A 19932-nucleotide genomic window follows, 5' to 3' on the forward strand; every position below is an offset into this window, starting at 1 on the left:
TTTCCGGCATCCGAACGAAGAATGGACCGATCTCATGACCAAGACGCGCATTGAAACCGACACCTTCGGGCCCATCGACGTTGCTGCGGACCGATATTGGGGTGCGCAGGCCCAGCGCAGTCTCGGCAATTTCAAGATCGGCTGGGAAAGGCAGCCGGCCCCGATCGTCCGCGCGCTCGGCATCGTCAAGCGCGCTGCAGCCGAGACGAACATGGCGCTCGGCCGGCTCGACCAAAAAATCGGCGACGCTATAGTCAAGGCGGCGCAGGAAGTCATCGACGGCAAGCTCGACCAGCACTTTCCTCTCGTCGTCTGGCAGACGGGCTCTGGCACGCAGTCGAACATGAACGCCAACGAGGTGATCTCGAACCGCGCCATCGAAATGCTCGGCGGCGAGATGGGCTCGAAGAAGCCGGTGCATCCGAACGACCACGTCAATATGAGCCAGTCTTCGAACGACACCTATCCGACTGCGATGCATATCGCGTGCTCGGAGGAAGTCGTTAACCGGCTGATCCCGGCGCTCAAGAAGCTTCAAGGCGCGCTCGACGACAAGGCCAACGCGTGGGCGAAGATCATCAAGATCGGGCGTACACATACGCAGGATGCGACGCCGCTGACACTCGGTCAGGAATTCTCCGGTTATACCCAGCAGGTAGAAAACGGCATTGAGCGCATCGAGCAAACTTTGCCAAAGCTGATGGAGCTCGCGCAGGGCGGCACCGCCGTCGGCACCGGCCTCAATGCACCGAAGGGCTTCGCGGAAATGGTTGCGGAGCGGATTGCGACCATCACCCGCATGCCATTCAAATCGGCGCCGAACAAATTCGAAGCGCTCGCCGCGCATGACGCCATGGTCTTCACGCACGGCGCGATCAACACGGTTGCGGCGTCCCTGTTCAAGATCGCGAACGATATCCGCCTGCTCGGATCGGGGCCGCGCTCAGGCCTCGGCGAGTTGTCGCTGCCTGAAAACGAGCCGGGCTCGTCGATCATGCCGGGCAAGGTTAACCCGACGCAATGCGAAGCGCTGACCCAGGTCTGCATTCAGATTTTCGGCAACAACGCTGCAATCTCGTTCGCCGGCAGCCAAGGTCATTTTGAACTCAACGTCTACAATCCGGTGATGGCCTATAACTTCCTGCAATCAGTCCGCCTGATGAGCGATGCAGCGGTATCGTTCACCGACAACTGCGTCGTCGGCATCGAACCGCGGGAAGACAACATCAAGGCGGGGCTCGAGCGCTCGTTAATGCTTGTGACGGCGCTCGCACCGAAGATCGGTTACGATAACGCCGCCAAGATCGCGAAAACCGCGCACAAAAAGGGCACGACGCTGCGCGAGGAAGCCGTCGGCGGCGGCTATGTAACAGACGAGGAGTTCGATGCCATCGTGCGTCCGGAAAAAATGATCGGACCGGAGTGACGATTTAAAATCGTTCTATCTGTGTGCGTCCGCTGAGGCGCACCGACGACGTCTCTGAACGAATGCTGAAACCGAAACGCGTTGCGACCGAACGGCACTCGCGCAATAAAATGTGCGCGAGTGTTTGACGACTTTGCGCAGGTGCTCCTAAAATAGCGCGAAGCCAGGATGCGATTTGCATCCCATGCGGAGAGCATTTTATGACCGCCGAGATCATCAATCTCAACAAGGTCCGTAAAGCCCGCGAGCGCGCCGACCGCGAACGGGAGGCGCACGAGAACCGGCTTAAGTACGGGCAATCGAAGGCTGAACGCAGTCTCGCCGATGCGCAGCAGCGCAAGACGCAAGGCGAACTCGACGGCGCGCGGCGCGACGATAACAGTCCGGCGGAAGATGCTGACGACTTCGATCCCAGCACCGCCTCGTAATGAGGCCTGAGAAGCGCTCGTTCTCGATCCAGGGCCACCGCACGTCGATTTCGCTGGAGAGCGCGTTCTGGGTCGCACTCAAGGAAGCCGCGGCGGAAGACGGTATGACGCTCGCAGGTCTCATCAATTCCATAGACAAAACGCGTGGTGAAGCCGGGCTTTCGAGCGCCGTGCGCGTTTGGTTGCTGGAGCGGCTCAAAGCGCGCGCGCAGCCATCGGCCGATCGCTAACGCACTTCTTCAACGTTGCTTTTGCAGGCGCTGGCGCTCGCGGAACTCGATGTCGGGAGGCCGTGACGAGCCGGTGTCGCACCATGGATTGCCATAATAACCAAAGCGGCCATTGATCGGCACGCAATCACGGTCACCGCGGGGCGCGGGCTTCTGCCAAGTGTGCTTGGTTTTGGAGCGCGGCTTATGCGTCGCCTCTGCCGGTGATGAGACGGCAAAAGCTGCAACGGCAGCGGCTAGTGCAATCGATAATCCTCGCATGCCCAACCTCGCTTAAAATGCGCGGCGCACGTCACAAACGGGACCGCGCCGCACCGGAGGTAAGCATTGGCGCGACGGATAAACAGCCGCCGCGCCGAAATTGCCTAGGGCAGTCTGCCCCAGCTGAAGAGGCCGTAAAACCACGCCGTGACCGCGCCGAATCCTGCCGACATGCACAGGATGGGCACGATCTGACTGACGTCACCCTCAAGCAGCGGCGAAGGTTTTCCGGCGAGGTACGGCACGACGATGAATGCGCCGATGAGTGCCGGACCGAAAAGGCCGAGGATGGCGCCGCGGATCGTCATCATGCCGATCGGCTTCCAACCCAGGAGAAAACCGAAGAGTGCGCCCCAAAGCCCGGCGGTGATGCCGTTGCCAATCATCCAAGGCAGCACAACCGAAGGAATAAGGAGGCTCGGCATCGGCCGAAGGCTCCAAGGTTCGGCGTCCCACCCGGTCCAGTAGTGAACGAAAAACCAGCTGATCGCCTCTTGGACGGTCGCGGCGGCGATCACTCCCGCGATGAAGCCCAAACCCAAGCTCTTCAAGACATTCATGGCCGTGTCCCCCTTCCAGATGTCCCCTTTTTACGTGTGACGCTCCCCACACTGTCTTGCTACTCTGCTTGGTCGGCCAAATCCATTGTCCGATGCTCAAAATGCGGATTTCGGGCTGGCATTGTCCGCATGCGGCAACGGTTCCGGCCTCGGCGACGCGAACGGCCTCATTTTCGCCTATTCGCTACGGCTTTCAGTGCGCGCCGCACAAAAGGTGCCGCTTATCCACAGGATGGGCACCGCAATCTCGAATGAGATTTGAAACGGGGGCGGCGCGTCGGGGGGCTGGCGCTCGCGGTTCCCTGCTTATCCCAATCGCTTGGCCGTTCGAGCCTTGAGCTCGCCAGAGCCGCGTCGCACCGACGCGGAGCGGACCCCGATTGGGCTTTTTCCCATCAGTCAACCAAACGAGGACTTCCCATGCGTAAGGGAACGATTGCCGCGCTTTCTCTTGTACTTGCCGCCACAACGTCGGGTGTAGCCGACGCCAGGCCGGACAGCGACGACGGCGACCACTATCGAGATCGGGCCATGACGAGCCGCAAGATCGCGCGCGGCTCCGGTACATCGACTGCGTGTCTGACATCGGAGGCTCGCAACCTCCTCGCGCGTATCCGCGGACAGTTTGGCAACGTCCAGATCGTCTCCACCTGCCGGCCGGGCGCTCGCATTGCCGGTACGGGACGGCCGTCCCGTCATGCCTCGGGGCAGGCGATCGATTTCCGCGTGCCGGGCCGCAAGGCTGAGGTCGTGCGTTGGCTTATCGCCAACCACCGGAACGGGGGCGTCATGACCTACCGGGACATGGACCATATTCACGTCGACGTCGGGCCTCGGTTCGTGGCGCTCAATGCCGCCAGCGGGCGCAGCTAAAGGTTGAAGGCGGGAATATGGTTTCCCGCCTGATTTTCCTCTGGGCGCCGCATATGGTTTGCGAAGACGATCGGAAACGCCCCGCATTTCAAAGCTATTTTGATCTCGGAAGGGGGTGCCCGGAGGCTGCGACGATCTTGCCTTTCTCACAGGACCAAGGCATATAAGTCGCCGTCGAACACGCCTTGGCTTACTCTTACCAGCGCTACCGCCTGCCCTAAGACGTCTCCATCGCGCGATTTGATTAGCCTCCGGTGTTTAACCGGGGAATTTATGTTTGCTTTGGAGGCAATTGATGTCGAACGGGACTGTGAAGTGGTTCAATGGTCAGAAGGGCTATGGCTTCATTCAGCCGGAAGAAGGTGGGAACGATGTGTTCGTCCACATTTCCGCTGTTGAGCGTGCAGGCCTTCAGTCGCTCCGCGAAGGCCAGAAGATCTACTTCGAAACCGAGCGTGGACGTAACGGCAAAATCGCTGCTGTGAACCTGCGTCCGCTCTAAGGTTTTCGAAACCACTCCACTCATGCGGGGAGCAGCTCGTCTGCTCCCCGCTTTTCTTATTCTGAAAACAAACAACGTTCGGAGATCGAATGGCGAAAGAAGAGATGCTCGAGTTCGAAGGCGTGGTGGACGAAGTTCTGCCGGACGCCCGCTGCCGCGTGAAGCTCGACAATGGGCATGAAGTGATTGCCTACACATCCGGTCGCATGAAGAAGAACCGCATCCGCATTCTCGCTGGTGACCGCGTGACGGTCGAGATGACGCCTTACGACTTGACCAAGGGCCGCATCAATTTCCGTCACAAGGACGGACGCCCGCCGATGGGTGATGCTTCTGGCGCCTCGCGCACGAGTGGCGGACCTCCGCGCCGCGGCGGACGCTAATCAAGAGCAACGGCTGCACCGTCATCACGGCGACGCAGCGTCTATCTACTGACGGCCCCGAAGCGCTGCTCAGGCGCGAGTGACGATCTCGGAGGCCCGTCTTTTGTGATCTGCGCCGAGGCGCTGCGCGATCCACAACCAAGCGGCGGCAAGCGGAACGGCGACGGCGCCCATTGCGCCTCCGGCAAAGCCAAGGCCTCCGCCGAGCAACGCATAGAGCCAGCCCGATGCTGCGTCGCCGCCGCGAAACACAACGGTGTCGATGAAATTCTGCACCTTGTACTTCTCGTCCGGGCTCGCGAGCGTGTAGATCAGCTTGATCGCGGGGTTGGCGAGCGCGAACGCCACAATGCGCTCGGCGACCATGACGGCGGCGACGATGCCGAGCGCAGCATCGAACGACAACATCAGCACACCGATCGCGCCGGTCACCGGCAATGCGAGCAATGCAGCAGTCACGCCGAAGCGTTTCAGGATGCGCGCCGTGCCAAACACTTCGATCAGGAACGTCACGATGCTGACGACGAGATCGCGACCGGAGAAAAATAGGACGCGGTCGGCGTTGCTCGATATCGACGTTGCCACGAGGCGCGCCTGCTCCAGATAGAAGAACGTACCGATGACGTTCGCGATGAAAATAAAAAGCGCGATGCGCGCGAACATCGGCGTCGTGAAGACCTTGATGGCGCCGTCGAGAATGCCGCCGCCAGCGGGCTCGGTTTCACCACCCGTCGCTTCCGGCGGTTTGATACGGCGCAACAGCAGGCTCGCGATCATCGCGGCCAACAGCAAGACCGCCGAAACGAGCATCAGATCGACGGGCGCGAAAATGCGCACGAGCCCTTGCGTAATGAGAGGACCGGCCAGCGCGCCTGCGGTGCCACCGGCTGAAATGAAGCCGTAAAGCCGCTTCGCCGCGTCGTGCGACCAGAGCTCCGACATCAAGCTCCAGAACAGCGACACGACGAAAAGATTGAAGACACTGCCCCATACGAAAAACGCTCCCAGCGCCGCGTGATTTTCCGGTGCCGCTCTCAGCACCAGCCAGAAGGCAACCAGATTGGCGACGAAGAATGCATAGATCGCGGGCAGCACGTAGCGGCGCGGAAAGCGGGCAGCGATAAAGCCAAAGAGCGGCACCAGCGCCAGCATCACGAAGAAGACGATGGTAAAAAGTTGGTGGAGCGAATCCTTACCTAAGGCGACGCCGATTTCATCGCGCACCGGGCGGATGACATAATAGGCGGACAGCAACGCGAAAAACATCGCGAAGGACGCGAGAAGTGCCGCCACCTCGTCAGGCCGAACATTAACGAAACGGCGCAACCACAGCCGCGGCGACCCAGACTGTTCTGTTAGCATTGTTCCCCGCGGTACCGACGATGGTACGGTCTTTGCTTAAAACGGAACAATCAATCAAGGGCGCGCGTCTTTATGATTGGTGCACCGCAATCGTGAAGCACCAAGTGTACCCTTTATGCACGGGGTGCTTAATCGTTAGGCTCATGAACTATTTCTAGATTGTGACGATGTGTAATCGTTCTATACTTATGCAATGCAGCAACAACGCGCTGCACTGCGACGTGGTCGAAGCCCCCAAAGACCATATAAAACAAAGGGTTGGGATTGATATGAACTATTACGCCTATGAAATGGCCCATGCGTTCATGTCCCCGGTGCGATTCGGCGTCCAGGCCTTGAGGCAGACGCTTGGATGGCCACTAAATCCAATGGGGTACACGACTGCCGGCAAAAACATGATCGCTGCGTGCGAGGTGTTCGAAAACATTACGCGCCGCTACGGGAAGCCTGAGTTCGGCATCAGGAATGTGCAGCACGCGGGTCTTACAGTCCCGATCAGCGAAGAAATCGCGCTCTCCAAGCCATTCTGCAACCTCATCCATTTTGTGCGCGACGAAACGGTCACCGGCAAACGCCACGATCCGAAGGTGCTGATCGTAGCGCCGATGTCGGGCCACTACGCAACGCTGCTGCGCGGCACGGTCGAAGCCATGCTTCCCGAGCACGATGTCTACATCACCGATTGGTCAGACGCGCGGAACGTTCCCCTCGCCTCCGGCCAATTCGATTTCGACGATTTCGTCGATTACCTGATCGAGTTCATGAGTTTTATCGGCACCAACACGCACGTCATTGCGGTTTGTCAGCCGGCCGTTCCGGCACTCGTCGCAGCGGCCGTGATGGCGGCGCGCGGCGAGCAGTGTCAGCCGTCGTCTCTGGTGCTTATGGGCGGGCCGATCGACACCCGGCGCAATCCGACGAAGGTCAACGATCTGGCGGCACAAAAGTCGCTTGCGTGGTTTGAGAACAACGTCATTTCGACGGTGCCCTTCCCGCACGCTGGTTTCATGCGTCCCGTCTATCCGGGCTTCATGCAGCTCACCGGCTTCATGACGATGAACCTCGACCGGCATATGAATGCGCACGTCGATCTGTTCAACAACCTCGTCAAAGGCGACTGCGACAGCGTCAAGCAGCATCAGACGTTCTACGAGGAATATCTGTCAGTGATGGATCTCACGGCCGAGTTCTATCTGCAGACAGTCCAGATCGTATTCCAAGAGCATCTGTTACCTGATCGGAGACTGATGCACCGCGGCGAACTCGTCGATTGCGCAGCGATCCGCCAGACCGCGATCATGACGGTCGAGGGCGAGCGTGACGACATTTGCGGACTAGGACAAACGGAGGCGGCGCACGATCTCTGCGTCGGCGTACCGACGGACGAGAAAATTCATTATGTGCAGTCCGGCGTCGGGCATTACGGCGTATTCAACGGCACACGCTGGCGCACCGAAATCCAACCACGCATTCGCGAGTTCATCCGCACGATCAACTACAAGCGGCTGACCGGCGGCAAGAGCACGAAGATGCCGAGACCTTATCGCGCGCTGAAGGATACGCCCGACGTCGCGCCCGATTGGCGAGCTAAGGCGAACGGCGTTCTTGATGAGGTGAATGGGCAGCATTCGCCTGCTTCCGCCGGCGAATAGCTTTAAGGTCAGTCATGTCGTGCTGACCTCATCTCTGTCTCGGATGGGATTCACATGACAACTCCTCTGACAACCCCTCTCGACTACTATGAAGTCGTATGGCGCATGGTAGCAGCTGTTCTGTGCGGCGGCGTCATCGGCCTCGAGCGCGACCTGCGACGCATGCCGACCGGATTCCGGACGATGGCGATCGTCAGTCTCGGTGCGTGCATCGCTACCCTCGCCGGTGAGCGCACGGGTGACACAGCAGCGTTCAGCCGTATCGCGCAGGGCGTGGTGACCGGTATCGGCTTTCTCGGCGCAGGCGTCATTCTTCAACGCGGCGACAAGATCCGGAACGTCAAAGGGCTGACGACGGCGGCCACGATTTGGCTCACGGCCGCAATCGGCCTGTTGTGCGGCCTCGGCGAGCTGCAATTGGCGGTTGCCGCGTCCGCGCTTGCGATAGCAGTGCTGGTCCTCGACTTCCTTGGATCGCGCTTTTGGACAAAGCCCGACGATCCTCCCGATCAGCCCGAGGAGGACACGTTCAAGTCGCGCGACGGGGATTAATGCGCCTCATCCCAATTGTCCGCGGCCTTGGCATCGACGTGGATCGGAACGGAAAGCTTGATCGCAGGCTCGGCTGCGGTCTCCATCACGTGGCGTGCGGTCTTGATCAGCAGCTCAGCCTTATCTTGCGGAACCTCGAAGACCAGTTCGTCGTGGACCTGCAGCAGCATGCGCGCTGATGACAGATTTGCCACCTCGAGAGCATTTGGCATGCGGATCATCGCCCGGCGGATAATGTCGGCGGCGGAACCTTGGATCGGCGCGTTGATCGCGGCACGCTCAAGAAAGCCACGCATCGACGGGTTCTTGGTGTTGATTTCAGGATAATGGATGCGGCGTCCGAAAATCGTTTCGACATGGCCGTGCGCGTGCGCCTGCTTCTTCGTGGCATCCATGTAGTCGCGAATGCCGGGAAAGCGTTGGAAGTAGGTCTTGATGTAATCGCCTGCTTCCTCGCGGCTGATGCTGAGCTGGTTCGCTAGGCCGAAGGCCGAGATACCGTAAATGATGCCGAAGTTAATCGCCTTGGCGCGGCGACGAACTTCGGCCGGCATATCCTTCACGGGCACGCCGAACATTTCTGACGCGGTCATGGCGTGAATGTCGAGGCCGTCAGCGAAAGCCTTCTTCAACTGCGGAATGTCGGCGACGTGGGCGAGCACGCGCAATTCAATCTGCGAATAGTCCGCCGAAACGAGTTTCATGCCTTTTTCTGCAATGAAAGCCGTGCGAATTTCGCGGCCTTCCTTGTTGCGGATCGGAATGTTCTGCAGGTTCGGCTCGGACGATGCCAAGCGCCCAGTCGTCGTGGAGGCGAGCGCGTAGCTAGTGTGAATGCGGCCCGTTTCTGGATTGATATAAGTCGGCAGCGCGTCGGTGTACGTCGACTTGAGCTTCATCAACTGCCGCCATTCGAGCATCGTGTTGACGAGGCGACGGGCGTCGCCGTGAAGGTCTTCGTTGGCGGCGAGATCATCGAGCAGGTTGGCGCGCGTCTCCCATTGGCCGGTTTTTGTTTTCTTGCCACCGGGAAGTTTCAGGCGATCGAACAGCAACTCGCCGAGTTGTTTCGGTGAGCCGAGATTGAACTTGTGACCGGCGAGGCCGTAGATCTCTTCTTCGAGCTGCACAGTGCGTTGCGCGAATGTACTTGAAAGTCGTGCGAGAATATCGCGATCGACCTTGATGCCTGCGTGCTCCATCGCGACGATCACGGGGACGAGTGGTCGTTCAAGCGTCTCGTACACCGTTGCCATGTGCTCAGCGGCGAGGCGCGGCTTCAGTGCCATCCAGAGACGCAACGTGATGTCCGCGTCTTCGGCCGCATATTCGGTTGCCTTGTCGATTGGAACGCCGGCGAACGACTTGTCGGCCTTCTTGGCGCCGGGCGCGTGCTCGATGACTTCGGAAAACGACAGGCATGTGTGGCCCAGGTGGCGTTCCGACAGAACGTCCATACCGTGCTGGCCGCGCCCGCCGTCGAGCGCATAAGAGAGCAGCAACGTATCGTCGAACGGCGCGACCTCGACGCCATAACGCTTCAGGACCAGCACGTCGTATTTGATGTTCTGTCCGATTTTCAAAACCGATGGGTCTTCGAGCAGCGGCTTCATCAGCGCGACCGCCTCGGCAACGGCGAGTTGAGGCGGACGTTTGCCGTCGCCAAAGAGATCGCCGCCGCCGGACTGGTGGTCGACGGGAACGTAGCAAGCCTCGCCCGGCGTCACCGACAATGAAAAGCCGACGAGGTCAGCTTCCGTCGCGCTCAGCCGCGAGGTTTCGGTATCGAAGGCGACGCGGCCTGCGCTCTGCGCCTTGGCGATCCATGTTTCCAACTCGGCGCGCGTTGTGACGGTCTGATAACGCGACCGGTCGACCTGCGCGCCGCGCGCAAGCGCGCTACCGGCCGCCACTGCAGCGGCGGGCGTGGCATCTTCCGATGCAGCTTCTTCTTCTAAATCTTCGATCTTGTCGGAAAGCGTTTGCGGCTTAGCTTTCACGCTCGCACCGACTGATACGGCAAGAGGCGGCGGCGCTTCGGTGCCCAGCGCTTCGGCGATGCGCTTCGTCAGCGTGTTGAATTCCATCGTGCGCAGGAAGCTCAGAAGGGCATCCGAATGCGGATCGCGCACGCCGAGCGCTTCAATGACGGTATCGAGCGGAACGTCGTCCTTCAGCAAGACGAGTTGGCGCGAGATACGGGCTTGCTCGGCAAACTCGATGAGCTTTTCCCGCCGTTTCGGTTGCTTGATCTCGCCGGCCTGCGCCAGAAGCGTATCGAGATCGCCGTAGCTGGTGATGAGTTCGGCCGCCGTCTTGATGCCGATACCGGGCACGCCCGGAACGTTATCGACCGAGTCACCTGCCAGAGCCTGGACATCGATAACCTTTTCGGGCGGCACGCCGAATTTCTCGATCACCTCGTCTCGGCCAATGCGTTTCGACTTCATGCCGTCGAACATCGTGACGCCAGGACGCACGAGCTGCATAAGATCCTTGTCGGACGACACGATCGTAACGTCGCCACCGGCATCGACGGCGAGCCTGGCATAAGTCGCGATCAGATCGTCGGCCTCGTAGCCCTCGCGCTCTATGCAAGCGACATTGAAGGCTTTGACGGCATCGCGGATCAACGGGAATTGCGGCAACAGTTCTTCCGGCGGGGGCGGCCGCTGCGCCTTGTACTTGGGATAGATAGCGTTGCGGAACGTCTCGCGCCCGGCATCGAAGATGACCGCGAAGTGCGTCGGCGCTTCAGAGATTTTCGTCTCGCGCAGCAGCTTCCAAAGCATGGCGCAGAAACCGTGGACGGCGCCGACCGGCAAGCCGTCCGACGGTCGCGTCAGTGGCGGTAGGGCATGAAAGGCGCGGAAAATGTAGCCTGATCCATCGATCAGATAGACGTGGCTTCCTTTGGCGACCGGTACGGTCTCGGCCAGTTCTGAAGCTGAAGGAGATTCAATTTTCGTTTGCTGCATTGTTTCTCTGTTGGCCATGGCGGAAGCGCCCGGTTGCGGTTGCGCGTCGTTTATCGAATTGCCTCGGAATATGCGCTTCGCCGCGAAATCGCGGCCATTTTCCCACGCTATCGGAACATTCTGTTGCTTGGGTCAGACGTCCGTTGACAGCGGGTCGCCCCCATGGCTGAAGTCCGCCGGTCCTTATCTAAATACCGGCCGGCAAAGTTGCAAATCGTCGCTCTTGGGAGAGTATTTGTCATGCGCACGACCGTCAAACTCGCTGCCCTCGCCGTCACTGCTGGAGCCATGGCGTCCGGGCTTGCGGCCACCGACGCCAGCGCCCTGCCGCGCTGCCGACCCCCGGTCGAAGGTACGGCATCTGCGACCGGCATCCTAGGTGCCGGTACCGAGAAAGCGCGGATCGAGGCGCGGGAAAATTGGAAGTACACGGTCGCCCGTCTCTATGGCCGCCGCTATGCCGATTTTTACAACGCCCAGAACAAGCAATGGGATTGCAAGAAGGGCGCGATCCTGCTCGCCAAGTGTGTCGTCGTCGCCAAGCCTTGCCGGTATTGAGCGGCCAGTATTGAGGGCTTGTGACGAAGGGCTTCGGCGCCTGAACTCACGGGTTGTAGCTCGCGCCGCTCTGGCAGGAAGCCGGGTGAGGCGTCCCGCCTCACCTCAATTTTCCGAGGATCGCCGGTTCTGCGGCCTGGGCTGCGCAGCATGGCGTTTGCGGCCGACCTTCGAATGGGCTATCAGTCTCGCCCGAAGCACCCGTAGCTCAGCTGGATAGAGCGCTGCCCTCCGAAGGCAGAGGCCAGAGGTTCGAATCCTCTCGGGTGCGCCATGTCACCGAGCGGGATTCGAACAAGTAACTCGCCGCCACACGGTTGACGTCGCTTTGCAGAGTGGCTGCGTGAAAATTCCTCCGATCTAGCGAACTATTGTGCGATCTCGCCGAAGCTGTTGCGACGCCTAGGCGAGACCGATAACGCAATCGCGAGATATTTGGCCGAGTTCGAGCGAGCCGACGAGGTCCTGAGCAAGACCGGCATAACGATGCCCGAAGGAAGGGTGGCTCGAGCCATGTTAATTCTCTTGGTACCCTCGCCTGAGTTTCCTTTCAACGGTGCGGGCAAATCACTAGGCCTCTTCGCGCGCCGCGAGCACCCGCGAGACATCCTGCTTCAGCAAATAGACAGAGACAGCCAACAAAACGAGATCTTTCAAAAGAAAGGCCGAAACAATTGTCATGGCTGGAAAACCTCCGGCAGCGGGGTCCCACGCACCAGGAGCGAATGGCATTATCGTCAAGGTAGCAAGGAAGGTGCAGCAAGAACCGAGAGCCCCGAGCACGCCTAATTTCTTATTCCAAAACCCCAATAACAATAACGAACCGAAGATCCATTCGGACATTCCTAGAAAATAGCCGGTGCCTCGAATGCCGAAGACTGGAATCGTCCAGGAGATAAAAGGGCCGTGGCTGATCAATGGAAGTAGTCCTCTGATTTCAGATTCGAACCATTTATCATATCCGAACCACGCGAAGATAATCACCATCGAGGCACGGAGTAGGTGATAATCGAGATCGCGCCGGAGCAGTCCCGAACGGCTAAGCGCATCGACGATAAAGTTCATAGTGTTCTCCTGTTGAAACGAAGGCGCCGATCCGCGCCGCCTGGGCAGCGCAGCGGAACAGGCTTGAAAAGAAAAATGGCCGGGCTCCGACATGAGGCGTTTGCCAGCGGAACTGCGTCCAAACGATCTCAGCAAATTTCGCGGAGCGATCGATTACGAGCCAAGTCGTCGCCTGCTAAAGACCAAGCAGTCAAAGCGCTATGCAGCGTCTATCTTGCAATTTCCGCTCTGGCACTGATAGTCACTGCGCTTCTCATCTCTCAGACCGGCGGCTTTCTCCGGCCAATGAAACGAGGAGACTTCCTTCTAAGAAGTTTACTGTTTTTGCAGTGATGGGTAGCCGTTCGTGTAAACCCAGTCTGTCGCCTGCGCGGGCTCATGACATGACTTGCAGTCGTTTTTGTAATTTGTCGACGTTGTCTTGTTAGGATTGCTGGCGTCGAACCACGACCACGCCCAACCATCTCCCCAAAGATTGTTTTCGGGGTGAGCGTTTTTATCGTCCTTGACCATCATGAACCAACCTTGCAACTTATCCTCATGGCTTACGGTGCCGGTCGTCATCGGCTGGGTTTTCGCGGCAAAGACCTCCTTCACTAGCGCTGAGCCGTCCGGAAATTTGCCGCTCGTTCGATACGCTTCTATCGTTCCCGGAGATGCGTAAACTGTATGGATCTGCTTCGAACCTTCCTGGCCCTTGTCGTCAGCAACTGCCCAGCTTCCTAGATATTCGTAAGTCGCGCGGTAATTAGACGGGACCTTCAAATTACCGGCGTTGTCGACAAGAGCTTCCGTCTTATTTGAGGTAGCATCCTGGCTGCTAGACACCGTCGAGAGCGCGCCGACCGCACCCACACAGGCAAAAACTATTGCTACTTTGTAGGGTGTTTTCATATTATTTCCCTAAGCGAATGGTTATATCGGGAAGTTGAACGCACGGGGCCGACGACCTTGAATTCCGCCCTAATGTGAGTTCGCGCGAGAGCATCGACTTTATTGGCCCGCGAGCCCGAAATGCTTCTCACGTTTAAAATATTGGCTTCAGCCGAGAGTCCTGAAGTTGGTGCCGATAGTCCTGAAGTGCCTCCGCGTTCCGACCCTTGAATATTGAAACCAACCTGCAACAACGGAGCTTTTCCCGAATAATTGATATCGGATTTGCCCTAAGGCGAAAGATCGTGGCTAAGAATGCACGGCGCGTCCCCATCTATTGCAGCCTATGTGTCGCGCGATGCGGTGCAATGGCGGTGGTCGAAGACGGTCGCTTCACTACTCTGGAAGCTGATACCGCACATCCGACCGGCCAAGCTCTGTGTGCGAAGGGCCGCGCGGCGCCCGAGCTCGTCTATCATCGGGACCGACTAAAAAACCCACTTCGGCGGACGACCCCGAAAGGGGAGGCCGATCCTCGCTGGCAACAAATTAGCTGGAATGAGGCACTCGGATTGATAGCCGACGCAATGTCGGGAATTTCCGAGAAGTATGGACCGGAGTCAGTTGCCTTCAGTTTATCTTCGCCCTCGACGACCGCGCTCGCGGATTCATACGCTTTTGTCCAGCGACTGATGAGCGCTTTCGGCAGTCCGAATGCAGTTAATAGTATCGACCTATGCGGCTGGGGCCGCGCCTTGGCAACGAGCTACACCTTCGGCGTCGGGAGTCTTGGTGCCGGCGCACTCGGCGGTGCCATGCCGGAAATATCAAAAAGCGGTTGCATGATCCTTTGGGGCTACAATCCTAGCTTCTCCCGTTTAACCCACGCGACCGCTATTACCGAAGCGCTTAAGCGCGACATGCGACTGATCGTTATAGATCCACGCCATGCGGGGTTCGCCAGCAAGGCGGATCTCTGGCTCCGCGTGCGACCTGGAAGTGATGGCGCCCTAGCGCTCGGAATCGCCAATGTGATGATCGAACGCGGCTGGTACGATCGCGAGTTCATCCGCGCTTGGAGCAATGGACCGCTCCTAGTTCGAGCCGACACAGGAAGGCTGCTCACTGAACGCGACGTGACACCAGGTGGAGATGCACATCGCTATTTTGCATGGAACAGATCGGCGAAGCGATTGGTGCCTTACGACACGACGACCGGTCGCTACAAAGTCGATACCGCTGATGTCGCTCTAGAGGGCGAGTATCGCGTCAAGGCTACTGGCGGTCATGTCATCTGCCACACCGTTTTCGAACTTTATGCTCGGCTCTGTCGACGCTATTCGCCCGGAATTGTTGAAACGATTTCAAGTATTCCAGCCAATCAAGTTGAGGAAACTGCACGGCTTATCTGGCACTCGCGTCCGGTTTCCTACTACGCCTGGAGTGGTCACGAACAGCATTCCAACACCACCCAGACCGCACGCGCGATGTCGCTGCTTTATGCGCTTACCGGAAATTTCGATGCGCCGGGTGGGAACGTAATCTTGCCAACAGTTGGCGCGGCGCCGATTAATCGTGTGGAATCAATTTCGAACAAACCCATGGCTGATGTCCTCGGCCAAACCGAACGTCCTTTAGGACCAGCGCGATGGGGCAGCGTCACCACCCATGATCTCTACCGAGCTATTCTCGAGAACAAACCGTATGCGATCCGCGCTTTGATCGGCTTCGGATCAAATATGCTATTGGCGCACGCCGACAGCAGGACGGGACGAAAAGCTCTCAGCGCATTGGAATTTTACGCACACGCCGATCTGTTCATGACCCCGACTGCCGAACTTGCGGACATCGTCCTCCCGGCCGCTTCGTGCTTCGAACGAGAAGCGCTCAAGATCGGATTCGAAATCAGCTCTGAGGCGCAATCGCATATTCAGTTGCGTCAGGCCGTGGTATCTCCGCCCGGCGAAGCCCGCTCAGATACGGAGATCGTCTTTGGCATTGCTTCGCATCTAGGCTTGGCCCAGCAGTTTTGGAACGGCGAAATTGACGGCGCTTATCGCCAGCAACTTGGTCCGACGGGCATCACGGTGGAACAACTGCGGGCCGCTCCAAGGGGCGTCCACCTGCCCCTGCAGACCCGCTATGCCAAATATGCCGAGAGGGGTGCGTGCGGTGAGGCACGTGGCTTTGCAACGCCCTCGCGCAAAATCGAACTCTATTCGCAAACCTTCCTCGATCATGGCTACGCACCGCTGCCCGAATTCGAAGAACCGCAGATCGGGCGCGTTGCACGCTCAGATTTTCTGGCACGCTTCCCATTGATTCTCACGAGCGCCAAACACTCATTGTTCTGCCAGTCGCAGCACCGCGCGGTGCCAAGCCTCCGCAAGCATGCGTTTTACCCGAAGGTCGAATTGCACCCCGACACTGCAAAATCACGGGGTATTTCTGAAGGCGACTGGGTCTCAATCTTCACACCCGAAGGCAGCGTGCATGCCCACGCGCGCTTGAACGACAAGCTTGATCCTCGCGTGGTTGTCGGAGAGCATGGTTGGTGGCAATCTTGTCAGGAGATAGGTGCGCCTGGCTATAATCCTTTCACCAGTGACGGCGCCAATCTTAATTTAATCATCGGCACCGAGACACTCGATCCCCTCAGCGGAACCGCATCGCACCGTTCGTACCCTTGCGAAGTCCAGCGAGACCCGAAGTGACGCCTTCGATCCACCGCGAGAGAAAATACTCGACGGCCCCAGCGCTTCGGCGGCAAGTTTGCTACTTCCCATTTGCGAACTTCTTGGCGAGATACCTCAGACTTCGGTGATGGGTTACGCGGACCGTAACCTCGAGCATTCCCAAGCGAGCTGCGACCTCGCGCGCGGAATTCTGATTCAATGCAATAGCTGCAACTATTTCCTGACTCCTCTCCGGCAGGCATTTGATAAGGCGCTCTACGTCGTATTTTGCAAGAGCAGTTGCCTCTTCGCAGGATGCGCCGCTGAAAATTTGTGAAACGTCGCCGGTCGCTGTACAGTGGCTCCGGTTGCGACGCCGCATCTCATCGATAATTTTGTTTCTTGCAATTGTTGCCGCCCAGGGCATTAGAGGTAACGTTGGATTCCAACGGTGCCGCTGAGTATGGACCGCAATAAGGGTTTCCTGAAGAATATCATCAATGTCTGTTGCCGCCATTCGGTAGCGCCGCGACTTGGATCGGATAATGGCACCCAGTCGGACCGACAATGTTGTAAGAAGCTGGTTATAGGCCGCTTCGTCACCCGCAAGTCCTTTGCGCATCAAGGTCGAGCAGCGGGCTTCTTGGCGTCTTTGAGTTTCCCATATTGAGTCTCTTAGCGGGGTTGTCAGTGTGTGGGACTCTTTTGGGGAGGTGGAACGTCGAAGTTCAAGCTCTGCATCGACCTCATCAAAAACATCGGCGTTCGCCATAGCTCAACGCTCGTTCGCATAATTTAAAGTGAAATCTCACTGCTATCATGATCCGCCTTGCGGCTCGCGCTCTGATAGGATGGAACCTTGCCTAGGAGTGGTCCGAGCCCTTCGGCCATCGTCAGATGAGTGATCACAGCGTCCCGAAGCTTTGGATATGGCAGCTTCGCTAACATCGCTGTTTGCACCGCTGCCACAACCTCGCCGGCATCCGAGCCAACCATTGCAAATCCAACGATGAGGTCACTCCTATCGACCAGTATTTTCATGAAGCCCTGAGTTTCATCCGTTGCAGCGGTCCTGAGCACGGCGCTCATTGGCAGCACCGCGACGCGGACCGAAAGTCGTTGCCGTTTGGCGTCGCCTTCGCTCAATCCAACGCGGGCGAATGGAGGATCGGTAAACACGCAAGCCGGAATGAGCCGATCCCCCGTGTTGCGAGCGCCGCCAGCTAAATTGTCTTTGATAATTCGGAAGTCATCGACGGAAACATGCGTAAATTGCGGGCTACCGGCACTTTCACCAATCGCCCAGACACCGGGTGCCGTTGTCTCCAATCGCTCATTCGTTCGAATGTAGCCGTTTGCATCCAATTCGACACCCGCATCTTCAAGCCCGATACCTGCTGTGTTCGGAACGCGGCCGATTGCGACCAAGATGTCGCTACCGTCTATCGTTTGATCACCGGAGGGCGTTCGAACAACGATGCTGACTTCCCGGCCCGATTTGCCACTCACGCGAATGGACTCGGCACCGAGCACAAATTGAATGCCTTCATCACTTAGGATCTGCTGCAGAGCGTCTGCGATGTCCGAATCCTCACGCCCGACGATTTGCGGACCTGCCTCTATGACGGTGACGCGACTGCCAAATCGTCGATAGGCTTGGGCCATTTCGAGCCCAACATATCCGCCACCCAAAACAATCAGATGAGACGGCGCGTAGTCGAGATCGAGAGCTTCAATGTGCGTGAGGGGTCGAGCAGCCTCGAGGCCGGGAACATTTGGAATAGCGGCATGCGTCCCGACGTTGAGGAAAATGCGATCGCCTGTGAGCAGACGTGTACTCTCATCTTTCTGGCGGACCTCAAGCGTTTTTTCCGCAATAAGCCGGCCGCTTCCCATGATGAGTTGAGCGCCACTTTGCTCGTAGTTCTGCAAATGCAATGCGATCTCATGGGCAACCATGGCTCGCTTGCGCAGCCGGACCTTGGCCATGTCTACCGTGACCGGTCCTGTCATTGCGCCGAACTCGGCGCCGCGCTTCACCAAATGAGCGACCCGCGCGCTCCAAACTTCGTTCTTGCTAGGCATGCACGCGACGTTAGGACAGGAACCTCCAATCCAGCGTTTCTCCACGACGGCCGTGCGTTGTCCTGCTCGCGCCAAATGCCAAGCGAGTAATTTCCCTCCCTGTCCGCTACCGAGAATTAGGTTTTCGAAGTGCTCGGCCGTTGCCATTAAATCCTCTTAGGTATGTTCGATCAGTGATTGAAATTCTTCAGAGATGGCGAAGTGCCATGAAATTTCCGGATCTCCCGGAGACAGAGTGGAAGGTGATGCCGGGGGTAGGCCACCACCTTCCGCTCGCTATTGCCCAACCGATACAATTGGGCAGTTGATCAAGAGCGTTTCGGCGGGGACTACCTTCGCCTTGAGCGCTGAGTCGAGGTCGTGTACCGACGGCCAGGCTGCGCTATCGTAGACAACCCGTAGCCACAGTGGCGAGTAACCTTCATCGCCTGGCGCAGTAGCGACGACATTATGCGTCTGCTTCGAATTTGGCTCGGTGTGGAAGACTTCTCCCCCATTCGGTTGCCCGGGATTAATGGTGAAGCCATCGTATATTGGCGACACTGGGACTTCGCCGTCCGATACCGACAGCGGCGCTTCGTCGAAAAGGAAATATTTCGCGACCTCGCCCCGATACCAAGCGCGCTGTAACTCGGATTTTCCGCCTTTAAAGCGCATGCGCGCGACCGATTTATCGGGCACGACCGCCATGTTAAGCAGCGTGCCTGTCTTCTCCATCTTGTAGCCGGCTCGCAGCAAAGACGCTGCGTCCACTATCGTATTGGGCACGTATTCCTTCGGCACCCACACTTTGGAAACTTGGCGGAAATCGTTGTAGCCCTGATCACCCGGCAACGTGTCTATGATATCGAGCTGCCCGGCGATGGGCGTGTCTTCTCCGTCCCGATACAAGATATAGACCGGCGCCGGCGTGGTGCTTCGCACATCCAGATGATAGTAAAGCGCTGGCTTACCCTGGGGAGATAACCCGAGCGCGTTCAACGGCTGGGTGTCGAAGTCGATCGGCTCGTTCGGCCCAGGGAGACGTTTATCAGCCGACCGCCGTAAAAGAGTTCCGGCTTTGTCGCCGAAGCGGTCGACCGATGCGATTGGTGCGTGGTCCGGATCCTTAGGCTCGATCGCCGATTGCGCAGGACAGCTGGCAACAGCCAACCAAGCTGCGATCATAACGAGTGGGAGGCGGAAGTTCATAAGCGATCCTCTTTAGTCGGATCCGTAGTTGAGACGTCGAACCGGCAGGCTCGACACGCGGTGTAGGAAGTTGCTGGGGTTTCTCGCTAGCGCGCCGGCTGACGTTTCACAGCCGGGGGCGAGTTCTCCATATCTCCATTCTGCCCGCCCTGAGGCCTGCTGAGATCCTCTTCTACGGTCATGACGCGCGCTCCTATATGCGGAATTAGTTGGACCCTGTAGGAGGCTTCATCGCAGCGCAAAGTCCAAACGACTTGATTAGCCGCTGAATTTTCGGA

19 protein-coding genes and 1 tRNA gene are annotated in these 19932 nt (G+C 58.3%); 11 read left to right on the forward strand and 9 right to left on the reverse strand.

The window, feature by feature from the left end:
* Positions 1 to 34: 34 nt before the first annotated feature.
* The 3 genes from fumC to RLW41_RS06220 all read left to right on the forward strand — a co-directional run bounded on the left by fumC (position 35) and on the right by RLW41_RS06220 (position 2084).
* Positions 35 to 1426, forward strand: a complete 1392-nt coding sequence (fumC, locus tag RLW41_RS06210; RefSeq protein WP_414464567.1) for a class II fumarate hydratase — start codon at positions 35 to 37, stop codon at positions 1424 to 1426.
* 200 nt (positions 1427 to 1626) lie between these two features.
* Positions 1627 to 1854, forward strand: a complete 228-nt coding sequence (locus RLW41_RS06215; protein ID WP_013949504.1) for a DUF4169 family protein — start codon at positions 1627 to 1629, stop codon at positions 1852 to 1854.
* On the forward strand, positions 1854 to 2084 hold the full coding sequence (locus tag RLW41_RS06220) for a ribbon-helix-helix domain-containing protein (RefSeq protein ID WP_414463929.1): 231 nt from the start codon (positions 1854 to 1856) through the stop codon (positions 2082 to 2084). The genes RLW41_RS06215 and RLW41_RS06220 overlap by 1 nt, the downstream gene beginning before the upstream one ends.
* Positions 2085 to 2093: 9 nt before the next feature.
* On the opposite strand, the gene RLW41_RS06225 is transcribed toward RLW41_RS06220, so the two are convergent.
* Positions 2094 to 2345: a hypothetical protein gene (locus RLW41_RS06225; RefSeq protein ID WP_414463930.1), complete on the reverse strand. Its 252-nt coding sequence runs from the start codon at positions 2343 to 2345 to the stop codon at positions 2094 to 2096.
* A gap of 104 nt (positions 2346 to 2449) precedes the next feature.
* Positions 2450 to 2905 (reverse strand): hypothetical protein, encoded by a 456-nt coding sequence (locus RLW41_RS06230; protein ID WP_013949507.1) that lies wholly within the window; start codon positions 2903 to 2905, stop codon positions 2450 to 2452.
* A gap of 420 nt (positions 2906 to 3325) precedes the next feature.
* Here RLW41_RS06230 and RLW41_RS06235 point away from each other — a divergent pair, with 420 nt between their 5' ends.
* The 3 genes from RLW41_RS06235 (at position 3326) to infA (ending at position 4663) form a co-directional block, all read left to right on the forward strand.
* A complete protein-coding gene (locus RLW41_RS06235) occupies positions 3326 to 3778 on the forward strand; it encodes a YcbK family protein (RefSeq protein ID WP_414463931.1) in 453 nt (150 codons plus the stop codon).
* 295 nt (positions 3779 to 4073) lie between these two features.
* On the forward strand, positions 4074 to 4280 hold the full coding sequence (locus RLW41_RS06240; protein WP_013214405.1) for a cold-shock protein: 207 nt from the start codon (positions 4074 to 4076) through the stop codon (positions 4278 to 4280).
* Between the two features lie 89 nt (positions 4281 to 4369).
* Complete coding sequence (gene infA / locus RLW41_RS06245; protein WP_013949510.1) at positions 4370 to 4663, forward strand: translation initiation factor IF-1; 294 nt, start codon at positions 4370 to 4372, stop codon at positions 4661 to 4663.
* A gap of 69 nt (positions 4664 to 4732) precedes the next feature.
* Here the strand turns inward: infA and RLW41_RS06250 are convergent, their stop codons facing one another.
* Positions 4733 to 6025 (reverse strand): NTP/NDP exchange transporter, encoded by a 1293-nt coding sequence (locus RLW41_RS06250; protein WP_414463932.1) that lies wholly within the window; start codon positions 6023 to 6025, stop codon positions 4733 to 4735.
* A 269-nt stretch (positions 6026 to 6294) separates the two neighbouring features.
* Between RLW41_RS06250 and RLW41_RS06255 the strand changes: the two genes are divergently transcribed.
* Both RLW41_RS06255 and RLW41_RS06260 read left to right on the forward strand, forming a co-directional pair.
* On the forward strand, positions 6295 to 7677 hold the full coding sequence (locus RLW41_RS06255) for a polyhydroxyalkanoate depolymerase (RefSeq protein WP_414463933.1): 1383 nt from the start codon (positions 6295 to 6297) through the stop codon (positions 7675 to 7677).
* A 54-nt stretch (positions 7678 to 7731) separates the two neighbouring features.
* Positions 7732 to 8229 carry an MgtC/SapB family protein gene (locus tag RLW41_RS06260; protein WP_414463934.1) on the forward strand — a complete coding sequence of 166 codons (498 nt, stop codon included), beginning with the start codon at positions 7732 to 7734 and terminating at the stop codon, positions 8227 to 8229.
* On the opposite strand, the gene polA is transcribed toward RLW41_RS06260, so the two are convergent.
* A complete protein-coding gene (polA, locus tag RLW41_RS06265; RefSeq protein WP_414463935.1) occupies positions 8226 to 11207 on the reverse strand; it encodes a DNA polymerase I in 2982 nt (993 codons plus the stop codon). The genes RLW41_RS06260 and polA overlap by 4 nt on opposite strands.
* A 240-nt stretch (positions 11208 to 11447) precedes the next feature.
* On the opposite strand from polA, the gene RLW41_RS06270 reads away from it, so the two are divergent.
* A complete protein-coding gene (locus RLW41_RS06270) occupies positions 11448 to 11765 on the forward strand; it encodes a hypothetical protein (RefSeq protein WP_409561058.1) in 318 nt (105 codons plus the stop codon).
* 197 nt (positions 11766 to 11962) lie between these two features.
* Positions 11963 to 12039: transfer RNA gene (locus RLW41_RS06275), tRNA-Arg, on the forward strand.
* A 296-nt stretch (positions 12040 to 12335) separates the two neighbouring features.
* Here the strand turns inward: RLW41_RS06275 and RLW41_RS06280 are convergent.
* A complete protein-coding gene (locus tag RLW41_RS06280) occupies positions 12336 to 12830 on the reverse strand; it encodes a YkgB family protein (protein ID WP_414463936.1) in 495 nt (164 codons plus the stop codon).
* A gap of 315 nt (positions 12831 to 13145) precedes the next feature.
* The gene (locus RLW41_RS06285) at positions 13146 to 13724 is read right to left on the reverse strand and encodes a cytochrome P460 family protein (RefSeq protein ID WP_409561060.1); all 579 of its coding nucleotides are present in this window, start codon (positions 13722 to 13724) and stop codon (positions 13146 to 13148) included.
* A 284-nt stretch (positions 13725 to 14008) separates the two neighbouring features.
* Here RLW41_RS06285 and RLW41_RS06290 point away from each other — a divergent pair, with 284 nt between their 5' ends.
* Positions 14009 to 16417, forward strand: a complete 2409-nt coding sequence (locus tag RLW41_RS06290) for a molybdopterin-containing oxidoreductase family protein (RefSeq protein WP_414464568.1) — start codon at positions 14009 to 14011, stop codon at positions 16415 to 16417.
* 61 nt (positions 16418 to 16478) lie between these two features.
* On the opposite strand, the gene RLW41_RS06295 is transcribed toward RLW41_RS06290, so the two are convergent.
* The 3 genes from RLW41_RS06295 to RLW41_RS06305 form a co-directional block, all read right to left on the reverse strand.
* Complete coding sequence (locus RLW41_RS06295) at positions 16479 to 17150, reverse strand: sigma-70 family RNA polymerase sigma factor (protein WP_414463937.1); 672 nt, start codon at positions 17148 to 17150, stop codon at positions 16479 to 16481.
* Between the two features lie 23 nt (positions 17151 to 17173).
* Positions 17174 to 18610, reverse strand: coding sequence for an FAD-dependent oxidoreductase (locus RLW41_RS06300; protein WP_414463938.1), 1437 nt, complete (start codon positions 18608 to 18610; stop codon positions 17174 to 17176).
* 129 nt (positions 18611 to 18739) lie between these two features.
* On the reverse strand, positions 18740 to 19654 hold the full coding sequence (locus RLW41_RS06305; RefSeq protein ID WP_414463939.1) for a hypothetical protein: 915 nt from the start codon (positions 19652 to 19654) through the stop codon (positions 18740 to 18742).
* Positions 19655 to 19932: the final 278 nt, after the last annotated feature.

The sequence above is a fragment of the Hyphomicrobium sp. DY-1 genome, from assembly GCF_047497105.1.
GTDB lineage: Bacteria > Pseudomonadota > Alphaproteobacteria > Rhizobiales > Hyphomicrobiaceae > Hyphomicrobium_B.

Bases quoted from the DNA above. Each gene is read 5' to 3' on its own strand.
- RLW41_RS06300 (WP_414463938.1), bottom strand. From the start codon at position 18,610: ATGGCAACGGCCGAGCACTTCGAAAACCTAATTCTCGGTAGCGGACAG.
- RLW41_RS06280 (WP_414463936.1), bottom strand. From the start codon at position 12,830: ATGAACTTTATCGTCGATGCGCTTAGCCGTTCGGGACTGCTCCGGCGC.
- RLW41_RS06215 (WP_013949504.1), top strand. From the start codon at position 1,627: ATGACCGCCGAGATCATCAATCTCAACAAGGTCCGTAAAGCCCGCGAG.
- RLW41_RS06235 (WP_414463931.1), top strand. From the start codon at position 3,326: ATGCGTAAGGGAACGATTGCCGCGCTTTCTCTTGTACTTGCCGCCACA.
- RLW41_RS06295 (WP_414463937.1), bottom strand. From the start codon at position 17,150: ATGGCGAACGCCGATGTTTTTGATGAGGTCGATGCAGAGCTTGAACTT.
- RLW41_RS06250 (WP_414463932.1), bottom strand. From the start codon at position 6,025: ATGCTAACAGAACAGTCTGGGTCGCCGCGGCTGTGGTTGCGCCGTTTC.
- RLW41_RS06305 (WP_414463939.1), bottom strand. From the start codon at position 19,654: ATGAACTTCCGCCTCCCACTCGTTATGATCGCAGCTTGGTTGGCTGTT.
- RLW41_RS06220 (WP_414463929.1), top strand. From the start codon at position 1,854: ATGAGGCCTGAGAAGCGCTCGTTCTCGATCCAGGGCCACCGCACGTCG.
- RLW41_RS06255 (WP_414463933.1), top strand. From the start codon at position 6,295: ATGAACTATTACGCCTATGAAATGGCCCATGCGTTCATGTCCCCGGTG.
- RLW41_RS06270 (WP_409561058.1), top strand. From the start codon at position 11,448: ATGCGCACGACCGTCAAACTCGCTGCCCTCGCCGTCACTGCTGGAGCC.
- RLW41_RS06260 (WP_414463934.1), top strand. From the start codon at position 7,732: ATGACAACTCCTCTGACAACCCCTCTCGACTACTATGAAGTCGTATGG.
- polA (WP_414463935.1), bottom strand. From the start codon at position 11,207: ATGCAGCAAACGAAAATTGAATCTCCTTCAGCTTCAGAACTGGCCGAG.
- fumC (WP_414464567.1), top strand. From the start codon at position 35: ATGACCAAGACGCGCATTGAAACCGACACCTTCGGGCCCATCGACGTT.
- RLW41_RS06225 (WP_414463930.1), bottom strand. From the start codon at position 2,345: ATGCGAGGATTATCGATTGCACTAGCCGCTGCCGTTGCAGCTTTTGCC.
- RLW41_RS06285 (WP_409561060.1), bottom strand. From the start codon at position 13,724: ATGAAAACACCCTACAAAGTAGCAATAGTTTTTGCCTGTGTGGGTGCG.
- RLW41_RS06240 (WP_013214405.1), top strand. From the start codon at position 4,074: ATGTCGAACGGGACTGTGAAGTGGTTCAATGGTCAGAAGGGCTATGGC.
- infA (WP_013949510.1), top strand. From the start codon at position 4,370: ATGGCGAAAGAAGAGATGCTCGAGTTCGAAGGCGTGGTGGACGAAGTT.
- RLW41_RS06230 (WP_013949507.1), bottom strand. From the start codon at position 2,905: ATGAATGTCTTGAAGAGCTTGGGTTTGGGCTTCATCGCGGGAGTGATC.